We start from the raw sequence: 12,862 nt of genomic DNA on the forward strand, positions 1-12,862 counted from the left end.
TAGATTATTTTTTAAGTATTTCCTGAATTTCTTCTGCAACCGGATGAGGAGCCGTAAAAGTATAGCCCATAATTTTGGCAATAGTCTGGGCAAACTGCTTTTGGTACAATTGAGATTCTGTTTTTATTTCGCCGTTTGGTGCAATTTCTGGTCCAATTGCAGCAAACCAAATTTCTGAAGCTCCTGCAACATCAGCACCGTGATCCTTCCATTGCGCTTTAATTTTGTCGCCTCTTCCGTGGTCTACAGTAATAAGCAAAGTAGTTTTGTTTTTATACTGCGGATCATTCTGAACAAAATTCCAAATTTCTTTAATCCATTTATCGACTTGATTCGCAGCATCGAGATACGATCTGTAATGACCATGATGCGCCCATTCGTCTGTTTCTCCGTATGATATATAGAGTACTTTTGGTTTTTTTGTTTTGAGTTCTTCCATTGCCTCATAATGTGTAAAAACATCCAGACACTCGTCTTCATGAAAAGGCTTAAACGAATTAGTACGCATTTCGTTTAGTAGCTTTTGCGTGGCTGTAGGTTTGTTTCCGCCCACATTATCAAAAGCAGAGATAACGGGAAAACCACTTCTCTCTTCATTCAGAATTCGGTCAAAAGCGTCCCATGCTCCAAAAGCAATTACTTTTCCTTTTAGCTTTGGCTGTTGATTTAGAAATTCTAAAACCGTTACATTCGGATTTGCTTTGTATGCATTAGAATTGATTTGTACATCAACATTTCCAGTCATAATTTCGCTGTAACCCGGATAACTAAACCAATACGGATTAGAAACATTGACCTTATTTCCGAAATCTCGATTCCCATAAATCTGCCCTTTCTGAACAATTTCTGACCAAAGAAATGGCATTAATTTTTCGCGCGATGCTGCAAAATCTTTTCCTGAGAATTTCTTATAAATATAGGTACTGTCGCCTTGATTAAAATTTTTATCATTGGCAATCGCAGGATCAATTCCCTTAAAAACTTCCTGCCATCTAAAACCGTCTGTGGTTATGATAATAATATTTTCTGTTTTTTGTGCTGAAGACAGCATGCTTACAAAAAAGGATAAAAATAAAATTAATTTTCTCATAATGAGTGTTTTATAAAATTTGGATTTGAATGTTGTATGTAAGCATCAAAACTAAATAATTATAATTACTGCAATAAATCGGTTTTCAATTTATAGCCAAAACATAACTATTTCTTTACAAGAAAGATATTTTACAAAATTCCTCTTGATTTTATTTCCAAATATTTATTTATTGCATCCAGAGTCAGATTTTCAGGCTGTGTTAAAACCGAGTGAATTCCGTATTTCTTAAGTTCGTTTGCGATCAATCGTTTTTCGAACATAAATTTTTCGGCAATTACTTTATCATAGACTTCCTGAATGGTATTCGTTTTTGAATTGATGATCGAATTCAATTCGGTATTATTAAAGAAAACAACAACCAGCAAATGACTTTTTGCAATTCCTTTTAAATACGGCAATTGACGGTTTAATCCGTCCATTGTTTCAAAGTTTGTATATAGAATAATCAAACTTCTCTGGTTGATATTTTTCTTAATATCTACATACAAACGGCTGTAATCGCTTTCGAAGAAATCGGTTTTGATGCTGTATAATGTCTCCAGGATTTTTTGCATCTGCGAAGCTCTTTTTTCTGCAAAAACTCTGTTTTCAACTTTTTTAGAAAAAGCAAAAATTCCCGCTTTATCTTGCTTTTTGAGAATAACATTTGATAAAACTAAAGTCGAATTGATTGCATAATCCAACAAACTCAAACCGTCAAACGGCATTTGCATTACACGTCCCTTATCTATTGCCATGTAAACCGACTGCGATTTTTCGTCTTGAAACTGGTTGACCATCAGCGCATTTTTCTTTGCGGTTGCTTTCCAGTTTAATGTTCTTAAATCGTCTCCCTGAACATATTCTTTAATTTGTTCAAATTCCATTGTATGTCCAATGCGTCGGATTCTTTTTATTCCGTATTGGAAAAGATTATTCGAAAAAGCCAGTAAATCATATTTACGAAGCTGTAAATAAGACGGATAAGAAGGAACCATTTTATTCTTATCAAAAATAAATCGTCTCGAAATTAATTTTAACGGAGAAGAAACATAGACATTTATAGACCCAAAAAAGTATTCTCCGCGTTCTGTAGGACGCAGATCGTAGCCAAATTCTTTTTGCGAAGATGCTTTAATTGTTTTTAAAATCTTAAAATCACGAACCTGAAACTGAAATGGAATTTCGTCTATGATTTTTGCTGAAATTGTAAAAGTATAATGATTTTTTATATTGATACTTATTGGATTCAGGTCGCCATTTGAAAGTTTATCCGGAGTTTCTCTAACGGCTTCTATTCCTGTTTTTGTTAAATATAAAAGCAGTAAATCAAGAACCAAAAATGTACATAAAACCAAAACAATGTACCAAACTGCGTTATAAAGATTCGGAAAAATAAAAGCACAGATAAATAATGCTATAATGCCCAAAAGCACATAGAAAAAGAAATTATTGAGATATAAACTTTTAATAAACTTCATTTTTTGGTTTCAAGTTTTGGGAGTTTCAAGTTTGCTAAAGGCTTTTCCCGAAGCATAATTCATTCACAATTAGCAATTCACAATTCATAATTATCTTGGAATTTCGACTGTTTCAATAATCTGCTTAATGATTTCTGAACTTGTAATTCCTTCCATTTCGCGCTCTGGAGCTACGATAACACGATGTTGTAAAACCGGAATTGCAGCTTCTTTAATGTCTTCGGGCGTAACAAAATCACGTCCTCTAATTGCAGCAAACCCTTTTGAAGCATTCAAAATCGCGATCGATGCACGTGGTGAAGCTCCTAAATATAAAAATGCATTTTCTCTGGTGTTTACAACGATTCTGGCAATATATTCTAATAGGTTTTGTTCTACTCTTATTTCTTTTACTAATGCCTGATATTCCTTAATTTCCTGACCAGAAAGAATAGTTTTTACAGCTTCTAGTTTGCCATGACTCTGCAATAAATGTTCTCTTTGAATGATCAGAACTTCTTCGTTCAATTTAGGATAATCGATTGTAATTTTAAATAAAAAACGATCCAGCTGAGCTTCCGGCAGACGGTAAGTTCCTTCCTGTTCGATTGGGTTTTGTGTTGCAATGACCAAAAACGGAGTTTCTAATTGATACGCACCTCCATCAATCGTAATTTGGCGTTCTTCCATAACTTCAAAAAGAGCGGCTTGAGTTTTGGCGGGAGCACGGTTAATCTCGTCAATCAATATTAAATTAGAGAAAATCGGTCCTTTTTTAAACTCAAATTCAGAGTTTTTCAAATTAAAAATAGAAGTTCCTAAAATATCCGACGGCATTAAGTCTGGCGTAAACTGGATACGGCTGAAACCAATATTTAATGTTTTAGAAAGCAGTTTGGCTGTAATGGTTTTGGCAACTCCCGGAACACCTTCCAGCAGAACATGCCCGTTAGATAAAATGGCAACCAACAGCTGATCAATCATTTTATGCTGTCCTACAATTACCGTTTCCAGTTCTTTTTTGATGGCATTAACATGATCTAAAAGCGGTGTTAGATTTATTCTTGTCTCAAAATTCACATTTTCATTTGCGGATTCGTTTTCTATTCTATTGATGTCGTCCATGAGTATGTATGTTTTCTTTTAAATTTTGTTATAATATTAGTGTAAAATCTTTTCTATAGCATTATTAATTCTAATTAAATCCTCCTCAAGACTTCCGTGATAGCTGTTTCGGTGTTCGTTAATTAAAAACACAAGTTCTTGAATATCAGTTTCGCTTTTGCCTGTTTTATAATGAAGTTTTTTAACAAACTCATCATTTAGACTGGTGGTTTCAATAAGATATTCGGTTCTTATTTTCTCTAAGAAATAAATAATTTTTTTATCAATTATATTGCGGTGATCGCCTTCCTGATAATATAAGTTTCCGATTGTTTTTGTAAAATCGACGGTAGAATTTGATAAAGGTTTTAGAATCGGCACAATTCTTTGTTTGCGTTTTGCATTAAAAAGCGCAAAAATTAATATCCCTATCAAGGAAAGATTTAAAGCAGAGAGCAGTGCCGGCTGACTGAAAATATAGCGCAGTCGTGATCTCGAAATTTTATCATCATGCTGCGTTTTGGTATACCAGAAAATATCGCCTTTTGGAATATAAGACAAAATACTCGAGGCATATTCCTGATAATCTGATTTTAGCAAATGGTAATTAGTAAAAACAGCAGGCTGTGTATGAAGATAAAAATATCCCTTTTCATAAGGTACTTTTATAAAATTGATGTGTTTTTCTTTTTTAGCATTGTTTTGATACCCCAGAACTATGGTATTAAGAGTGTCTATTTTAGAAAAATAATCTTCAAGGCCAGAATCAAAAACATATTTTTTTGAATTTACTTTTTTATTAGCCATCCACAGCGAGGTCTTTTTACTGGGAACAAATGTTGTTTTTGATTGTATTTTCAGACTGTCTAATAATGCTTTAGGAAATTGTCTCATACTTAAAAAAGCATTATTTCCGTGCGATACAAAATACATAATTTCTTCTACAGACTGATCGTCTATAATATTGACATCTGAAATGTTAAAAAAAGTTCCTTTTATGTTATAGCCTTCGGTTACAGAATCTCCAACAAATTTAGAATCTAAAAATTCATAAGGCGTTAAGGTTTCTATTTTTTCAATTTTCTTGTTTTTAAAAATTTCCTTAGACTCCTGATCCAGAACATATAAACCAAACGGAATTTTATCTCGAAGAGAAAAAGTCGGCGTCCAGTCGATCTGTTTTGGAGTGTTACGGTCTGTTATTATGATTAAGGCTAAAACAAAAACCAGAATACCAATGTATATTTTAATGCTTTTATTCATTACCAAAGGTTTTTATAGAATTCTTAAATCTATTTTCGGCTTTTTTAAACATATTCTCGTCAATTTCAAATTCGCCGTACCAGATATAATTGTACAAATAAGACAGATAAGTAAAATCTTCTTTGTGATCAGGACGTTGGAGTTCGTATAAATAATCAGAATTTGTTTTTTCGATATCCCATTCGATATATCGGTTTTGTGCCATAACCTTCAGCAACCAAAGATAATAGTATCGTACAGCGGCTCTTTTTTCTCCCGCTTGTATGCTTTCTTTAATTAATTTCTCAAAATCTAAAAGGTGAATATTCTTTTCGATATCAGAATAATTGATGTTTCTTTTGTTTGAGTTTTTTCCAAAAATCCATTGACCTTCTTTGTTAATCAAGGCTTTTGCAATAAAATAAATTACAAAAATAATAACCAAAACGGCTATTGTCTTGATTAAAATGTCGACTAAATTAAGAGAACTTTGTTCGGTACCGCTTAATAAGTTTTGCAGCAAACTTGCGAGCCATTCTTTAAAATGATCCCACATACTTTTTTCGGGTGCTTTGTATTCATATACAAAGTCTGAATCTGTATATTTTTTCTTGAAATTTTTAGCAAAATGTACCTGTTCAACAGCAGCTGAATCAATTTTAATATCCTTTTCGGTGTATTTTACTGCATCAATTTTTGGCGGTTCTTCGCGAACAATTGTGTCTTGCGCATTAGAAATACCAAAACAGAAAAGAAAAATTAAAAAGAAAAAAAATCTATTCATTCTGGTCTCCTATTAAATCAATTGCAGCGTTTGGCATTTTGTTTTCTGAATCTAAACTATAATATAGAATCCCCTGATTGATAATAATAATATTGCTAAAAAGATGTCCTAGAACCATCAATAAAACAACTACGATTGTAATACAGCCAATTAACAGGGCAGAAGGATGAAAAGGTTTAGTATCATCAAAACCAGAGCCTCCAATTTGGGTTGCTAGAAATACAAATATTCCAACAAAATAAAAAAACATGGTTATAGATCCCTGGATAAACTGAATCATAATCATTACAATAAGAGTTGTACCAATGGTGTTCCAGAAATCTTGTTTTACCAAATAATAAGCGTGATTTAGAGATTCAAAAAAACCTCTGTCATCATCTGTCAAATAAACGTAAAGACTAAAATTAATCCAGGTAAAAACAGCCGGTAAGGTGATCAGTAAAATAGGAATTCCAATGATAATAAAGCAAAGTAAGATGTTTAAAATTAAGATTATAAGAATAACAGGAAGTACAATAAAAATAAAACCAATAGAGAATTTTAATATTCTCCATAAGTTTTGACTAAAGCTCGAAATAATATCTTCTAATGTAAAGTCATTAGTATTTTTTCTGCCTATTATCTTTAAATATAAAACGGGATAAGCATAATTAAACAAGGACGAAACGATCATAACGAGAACAAAAACAGCGATGCAGATTCCAAAAAGCATATTGTTGTTGTCAAAATAGGGTAAAAGATTATTTACCGGATCATTTTGAGCATTTTTGGCGTTAGCAGCGGCTTCAAGATTAATTTTAAGAAAAAAGAAAATTAATACAGCCATGATCAATAAAAAAGCTCCATTGATGACAAAGAAGATCTTAAAAAAGTGCTTTCCAAAATTTTTAAGAAATTTGAAAGAATCTGCGATGTAATCACCTAATTCTCTTTTTTTGTAAAGTTCAAACATTATAATGAAGTTATTTTTTTGTGGACAATAAAAGGATAAACGATATAATAAAATGAAATTACGGCTAATGTAAATAAAATAATAAAGCTGCTCAGCCAATTGGGCATATCAATAGAATAGCGCGTAATAAAACCTTCAAGAAAACCTGCACTTATGGTAAAAGGAAATGTACTCAGGAATATTTTGAAGCTGTTCTTAAAACCTATTTTAAAAGAATTTAATCTCGAAAAAGTCTTAGGAAAAAGTATAGAAGCGCCCAGGATAAACCCAGCCATAGCTTCAATAACAATGGCAAAAATTTCCATAGAACCATGAATCCAGATACTTCTCACACTTTTCCAGAAAACACCGTTGTCGTAACAAAAATATTGAAAAGATCCCAGCATGATGGAGTTTTCCATAAAAATGTAAAAGGTTCCGATTCCGAAAAAAATGCCGTAAATATAACATTTTGCGCCTACCAGAAGATTATTAAAAGTAATGCCTACAAAACTTCCCCAGTTTGATCCTGAGCTGTAAACGGCCATCGGATTTCCTTTTTTAACGTTTTCCAAAGTCATGTTTACATAATTATCTCCCATGACCAGACGTACAAAATCAGGATCGTTTTTTGCCGAGATTACACCAATGGCAACGGTTACAAAAAATAAAATAAAAGCATACATCAAATATCTTTTGTACTCATAAACCAGAAGCGGAATTTCTGTTTTGAAAAACTCTGCAATTCTGTTTTTTTCAGTTCGTTTGGTTTTGTAAATCTTCTGATAAATCTGCGATGCAAGGTGATTTAAATAAACCACAGTTTTACTTTTTGGGTAATAAGTTTGTGCATACGACAAATCATTCATCATTTGAATGTACAAATTAGCTAACTCATCAGGATTTTTTTTAGCTTTACCAAAAATAGCTAGCTCAAATTCCAGCCATTTTTCTTTATTTTGTTTTATAAAAGCGATTTCTCTCATTGCAGGCTAAAGTATAAAATATGTCAGAATTATCTATTACCACAACACAAAATGTTAAAATAAATTTTATAGCAGCTTCTATTGGGGAGCGATTGGGATCATATTTTATTGATTTGTTCATTAAGGTTTCTTATATGATAGCCATTTCGTTATTGTTTTTCTATGGACTTAATTTTGACAAATTATTCAATACCCTTGATACATGGTCTTGTGCGGCTATTTGTATCATGATTTATTTTCCAGCCATTATTTATTCGATCACACTCGAAAGCATTTTTGAAGGGCAGACAATCGGAAAAAAAATAGTCAAAATAAAAGTCGTAAAAATTGATGGTTACCAAGCCGGTTTTGGCGATTATTTAATACGATGGTTTTTTAGGCTAATTGATTTTTTCATGCTTTACGGACTTGTCGCCTTAATTTCAGTTGTATCCAGCAAAAAAGCACAGCGCATTGGCGATATGGCCGCAGGAACTGCCGTTATTACTTTAAAAAACAAAATTAACATCAGCCATACCATTCTGGAAGAAATTGGCGATGCCTATGTTCCGACTTATCCTTTGGTAATAAAATTATCAGATAATGACATGAGAATCATTAAAGAAACATTTCAAAAAGCAGAAGCAAAAAATGATCACGAAATCATTTATAAGCTAGTTGCAAAAATTGAAAGTGTGACCGGAATCAAAAATCAATCAGGCAATAACAGCGATTTTCTTAGAGTGGTTTTAAAAGATTATAATTTCTACACCCAGAATATGTAATTTTAAAAAATACTTTTAAAGAATAAATAGACGAATGGAAAAATTCAGACCAAAAATTAATTTACTATTTGTACTTACTTTAAGTGTCATTTTTGGGTTGATACTGGCAGGACTATTTTACAATAAAAACTGGATTGGTTTTTCTTTTATACTTTTTGCAATCGGCATCTTTATTTTGATGTTTTGGACAACTTATTATATAATTGAAGATCAAAAACTGAAGATCAAATTTTGTTTTTTGTATAATTTTTCAATTGAAATCCAAAATATTAAAAAGATTTCCCAAATGTTGATCCATGCAAATTTACCTGCCTTTTCCTATATAAAACTTGAGATTTTCTACAACAAATTTGATAGGATCCTAATTGCGCCAAAAGACGAAACAAGATTTATTGAAGCTGTAAAAAGAATAAATCCAGAAATAGAAATAGAATCCAGGATTTAAGAATTAACTCTCAAGAATAAAAAAATAATTGCAGACTGCTGATAAAATCTTTGCACCTTTGCACCTTTGAATCTTACAACCTAAAAAAGAATGTTCCACTTATTAGATATTATTGGTACTATGGCTTTTGCAATGTCCGGAGCATTAACGGCAATGCATAAAAAACTAGATCCGTTTGGTGTTTTTATAATTGCTTTTGTTACAGCAGTTGGCGGCGGTACACTTCGTGATATATTAATAGGAAGAACTCCGGTTGGCTGGATGCTTGATCTGCAATACGTTTATGTTATTATTTTAGGATTTGGACTTGCCATTCTTTTTAGAAAAAAATTTGATAAACTACGCACATCGTTATTTTTATTTGATACGATCGGGCTTGGGGTTTTTACATTAATAGGTCTCGAAAAAGGAATTTCTATAGGACTTCATCCCATTATCTGTGTTGCTTTGGGAACCATGACAGCCTGTTTTGGTGGTGTAACACGTGATATTTTGTGCAATGAGATTCCGACTATTTTTAGAAGAGAAATCTACGCTACAATCTGCATTTTTGGCGGGATTGTTTTTTTTGTTCTTAAAAAATTAAACTTAAATAATGATGTTTTATATCTAGTCACTTCTTTGATAATTATTTCGATACGACTGCTGGCCGTAAAATACAAATGGCACCTGAAAGCATTTGATCACAAATAAAATTTTAAAAATTACAACGAAGAATTTATTAAAATTGAAAGAGAAATGACAGTATATACTATAAAGAAATACGATTATAACGATTACACGATTTGGAATGATTTTATCTCAAAAGCCAAAAATGCGACGTTTTTATTTCAACGTGACTTTATGGAATATCACAAAGATCGATTTGAAGATTTTTCGATTTTGGTATATGAAAATCAAAAACTTACAGCCGTTTTACCAGCCAATAAAAAAGAGAATTCTGTTTATTCGCACCAGGGACTTACGTACGGAGGTTTGGTTTTTTCATCTAAATTAAAAGCTGAAAAAATAGAATTAATACTGGATCAGATTTTATTTTTTTTGAAAGAAAATCAAATAGAAAACTTTTACTATAAACCAGTTCCAAATTTTTATTTTCCTATGGGAAACAATGAAACAGATTTCTTTTTATTCAAAAGAGGTGCTGTTTTAGAGCGTAAAGAAATGAATTTAGCCGTAAATCTTTCTGTACCTTTATCAATATCAAAAAGTAAGTTAAAGCACTTTAGAAGAATTGAAAAAATACACTTAGATATTATCGAAGAACAAAATTTTAATCCTTTTTGGGAGCAGATTTTAGAGGTTAGACTCGCGTCAAAATTTAATGTAAAACCTGTTCATACAAAAGAAGAAATCGCACTGCTGAAGCAAAAATTTCCAGAAAATATAAAACAGTATTCTGTTTATCAGGAAGATAAAATTATAGCCGGAATAACCATTTTTGAAACTCAAAATGTGGTAAAATCGCAATACGGAGCAACATCTCAAAATGGAGAAAAAGTAAGAGCTTTGGATTTTTTATTCATTAGTTTGATAGAAAAATACAAACGCGAGGGAAAGCTTTTTTTTGATATGGGAATTGTAAACGAAGATGATGAAAAAGGTTATAATCCGGGACTTATAATGCAAAAAGAAGAATTAGGATGTACAGTTTACAGTCAGGATTTTTATAAAATTAGTTTAAAATGATACCATTTTTAGATCTTAAAAAAATAAACGAACGTTATGAAACTGCTTTTCAGGAAAAACTGAAATCGGTTTTGAATAATGGCTGGTATATTTTAGGAAAGGAATTGGATACATTTGAAAAAGCTTTTGCTCAATATTGTAAAACCGATTATTGCATAGGAGTTGGAAACGGTCTCGATGCTTTGGTTTTGATTTTTAAGGGTTACATACAATTAGGGAAATTACAAAAAGGAGACGAAGTAATAGTTCCTGCAAATACCTATATCGCCAGTATTTTGGCCATTATAGAAGCTGGTTTAGTTCCGGTTTTTGCAGAGCCCAGATTAGAAACTTATAATATCGATCCCGACCTAATTTTAGAAAAAATTACAGCAAAAACAAAAGCGATTTTAGTCGTTCATTTATACGGTCAACTGGCAGAAATGGATCAAATTGGCGCAATTGCAGAATGCAATAATCTTTTGGTTATTCAAGATGCAGCGCAGTCGCATGGTGCAGATTCAGTAAACGGCACACAGCTTAAAAATCAAGAAAATCTAAAATCGACAGCTGCGTATAGTTTTTATCCAGGCAAGAATCTGGGTTGTCTGGGCGATGGCGGGGCTGTTACCACAAATGACGAAGCCTTGGCAAAAGTACTTTATTCGCTTCGGAATTATGGTTCTGAACAAAAATATCATAACGAATATATTGGAGTAAATTCCAGATTAGATGAACTTCAGGCTTCCTTTTTAAATTTAAAACTTCCCAATTTAGACGATGATAATCAAAAACGTCGAAACATTGCAAAACGCTATTTATCAGAAATTAAAAATGACAAAATAAAACTTCCGTTTTGGGATTTATCAGAGAATCATGTGTTTCATTTATTTGTCATTAGAACAGAAAACAGACAAGCCTTGCAGGATTACTTATTAAAAAATAAGATACAAACCGTAATTCATTATCCGATTCCGCCCCACAAACAAAAAGCTTTTTCTGCCTATAATAATCTCTCGTTTCCAATTACAGAAAAGATTCATAATGAGGTTTTAAGCCTGCCGATAAGTCCTGTTTTAACAATGGAAAAAGTCAGTATCATTATCGAAATTTTAAATCAATATTAATTTGAATTTCCTTAAAAAAATAATCCAAACGACTTTGTTTAAGATTACTTCTTTAAACAGTTTCAGTGTAGGCTTAAAAATCGGAATAGGATTAATTACTTCAAAGATATTAGCCGTTTTTGTTGGTCCGGGCGGTATGGCTTTGGTTGGAAATCTACGTAATTTTTTAACTTCATTAGAGAGTATTTCTACTTTAGGTTTTCAAAACGGGATTGTAAAATACACTGCAGAAAATGAAAAAAATAAAGAAGCACTTCAAAAAATAATCGCTACAATTTTTATCAGTTTAATGCTGATAAGCCTTGTTTTAAGCGTTTTCTTATTCTTTTTTGCTTCCTATTGGAACCAAGCAGTCTTTGGTTCTGGTTTTGAATATGCTTTAGTTTTCAAAGTACTTGCTCTTGCTTTGCCGTGGTACGCCGTTTCCATTTTTTTGATAGCCGTAATCAATGGTTTGGGGAAATTTCAAAAAGTAATCTGGATAAACATTATCGGCAATATTATAGGTTTAGTATCTTCAGTTTGTATGATCTTGCAGTTTAGAACTTTAGGAGCTCTATTGGCAATTGTAATTACACCCGCACTGTTGTTTTTTGTAACCTTTTATTTTGTTCATAAAGAGATTAAGTTTTTAGAAACAATCAAATTAGGTTTATTTGATTTTAAGATCTTAAAAAACCTTTCTTCTTATTCTTTAATGGCTTTAGCTTCGTCTGTTTTTGGACCTTTTGTTTTCTTAGCAATACGAACTCATATTATTCAGAATCTCGGAATAGAAGAGGCAGGGTATTGGGAAACAATGACTCGTATTTCGTCTTATTATCTATTGTTTGTAAGCACAATTCTAACCGTTTATTTTTTGCCTAAATTATCAAAAGCAAAAGATAATCTGGAAACAAAAAGTATTTTTTGGCAGTTCTACAAATCAATTCTGCCTGTTTTTATTTTTATAGTAATACTGATTTATTTTACTCGGTTTTTTATTATTGAGATCTTATTTAGTAAAGCATTTTTGCCTGTAACTTCTTTGTTTTTCTGGCAGTTATTGGGAGATGTTTTTAAGGTTTGCGCCTTGATTTTAGGTTTTCAGTTTTTTGCAAAAAAAATGACTGCCGCTTTTATAATTACAGAAATTCTTTCGCTGTGCTTTTTATATTGTGCCAGTTTATATTTTATCCGTTTTTTTGCAATAGAAGGCGTTGTAATGGCACAGGCTCTTGAAAATTTTGTTTATTTTATAGTTCTTGCCGTATATTTTAGAAAAAGTTTGATATAAAAT

13 protein-coding genes are annotated in these 12,862 nt (G+C 31.9%); 6 read left to right on the plus strand and 7 right to left on the minus strand.

The genetic code is table 11. The features are described from left to right. Positions 1 to 4: 4 nt before the first annotated feature. The 7 genes from B0A68_RS04720 to B0A68_RS04750 form a co-directional block, all read right to left on the minus strand. Positions 5 to 1,090, minus strand: coding sequence for a phosphoglyceromutase (locus tag B0A68_RS04720; protein WP_035684354.1), 1,086 nt, complete (start codon positions 1,088 to 1,090; stop codon positions 5 to 7). Between the two features lie 131 nt (positions 1,091 to 1,221). Then, on the minus strand, positions 1,222 to 2,553 hold the full coding sequence (locus B0A68_RS04725; protein ID WP_035684353.1) for a DUF58 domain-containing protein: 1,332 nt from the start codon (positions 2,551 to 2,553) through the stop codon (positions 1,222 to 1,224). A 90-nt stretch (positions 2,554 to 2,643) separates the two neighbouring features. Next, the gene (locus B0A68_RS04730; protein WP_035684351.1) at positions 2,644 to 3,657 is read right to left on the minus strand and encodes an AAA family ATPase; all 1,014 of its coding nucleotides are present in this window, start codon (positions 3,655 to 3,657) and stop codon (positions 2,644 to 2,646) included. Positions 3,658 to 3,693: 36 nt separating this feature from the next. Continuing rightward, entirely contained in the window at positions 3,694 to 4,899 is a 1,206-nt protein-coding gene (locus B0A68_RS04735) for a DUF4350 domain-containing protein (RefSeq protein WP_035684350.1), read from the minus strand. Beyond that, positions 4,892 to 5,662: a DUF4129 domain-containing protein gene (locus B0A68_RS04740; protein ID WP_035684348.1), complete on the minus strand. Its 771-nt coding sequence runs from the start codon at positions 5,660 to 5,662 to the stop codon at positions 4,892 to 4,894. Before B0A68_RS04740 ends, B0A68_RS04735 begins: the two co-directional genes overlap by 8 nt. Further along, the gene (locus B0A68_RS04745; protein ID WP_035684346.1) at positions 5,655 to 6,614 is read right to left on the minus strand and encodes a hypothetical protein; all 960 of its coding nucleotides are present in this window, start codon (positions 6,612 to 6,614) and stop codon (positions 5,655 to 5,657) included. Before B0A68_RS04745 ends, B0A68_RS04740 begins: the two co-directional genes overlap by 8 nt. After that, positions 6,614 to 7,579 (minus strand): stage II sporulation protein M, encoded by a 966-nt coding sequence (locus tag B0A68_RS04750; RefSeq protein WP_035684344.1) that lies wholly within the window; start codon positions 7,577 to 7,579, stop codon positions 6,614 to 6,616. The genes B0A68_RS04745 and B0A68_RS04750 overlap by 1 nt, the downstream gene beginning before the upstream one ends. A gap of 20 nt (positions 7,580 to 7,599) precedes the next feature. Between B0A68_RS04750 and B0A68_RS04755 the strand changes: the two genes are divergently transcribed. The 6 genes from B0A68_RS04755 (at position 7,600) to B0A68_RS04780 (ending at position 12,859) form a co-directional block, all read left to right on the plus strand. Then, complete coding sequence (locus B0A68_RS04755) at positions 7,600 to 8,343, plus strand: RDD family protein (protein WP_035684342.1); 744 nt, start codon at positions 7,600 to 7,602, stop codon at positions 8,341 to 8,343. A 34-nt stretch (positions 8,344 to 8,377) separates the two neighbouring features. Beyond that, entirely contained in the window at positions 8,378 to 8,788 is a 411-nt protein-coding gene (locus B0A68_RS04760) for a PH domain-containing protein (RefSeq protein ID WP_051892572.1), read from the plus strand. A 90-nt stretch (positions 8,789 to 8,878) separates the two neighbouring features. Further along, entirely contained in the window at positions 8,879 to 9,481 is a 603-nt protein-coding gene (locus B0A68_RS04765; RefSeq protein ID WP_035684340.1) for a trimeric intracellular cation channel family protein, read from the plus strand. 45 nt (positions 9,482 to 9,526) lie between these two features. Then, positions 9,527 to 10,477, plus strand: a complete 951-nt coding sequence (locus B0A68_RS04770; RefSeq protein ID WP_035684338.1) for a GNAT family N-acetyltransferase — start codon at positions 9,527 to 9,529, stop codon at positions 10,475 to 10,477. Beyond that, positions 10,474 to 11,583, plus strand: a complete 1,110-nt coding sequence (locus B0A68_RS04775) for a DegT/DnrJ/EryC1/StrS family aminotransferase (RefSeq protein ID WP_035684335.1) — start codon at positions 10,474 to 10,476, stop codon at positions 11,581 to 11,583. Before B0A68_RS04770 ends, B0A68_RS04775 begins: the two co-directional genes overlap by 4 nt. Position 11,584: 1 nt before the next feature. Further along, the gene (locus tag B0A68_RS04780; protein ID WP_035684334.1) at positions 11,585 to 12,859 is read left to right on the plus strand and encodes an O-antigen translocase; all 1,275 of its coding nucleotides are present in this window, start codon (positions 11,585 to 11,587) and stop codon (positions 12,857 to 12,859) included. Positions 12,860 to 12,862: the final 3 nt, after the last annotated feature.

This window comes from Flavobacterium reichenbachii (genome assembly GCF_002217435.1).
Classification (GTDB): Bacteria; Bacteroidota; Bacteroidia; order Flavobacteriales; family Flavobacteriaceae; genus Flavobacterium; species Flavobacterium reichenbachii.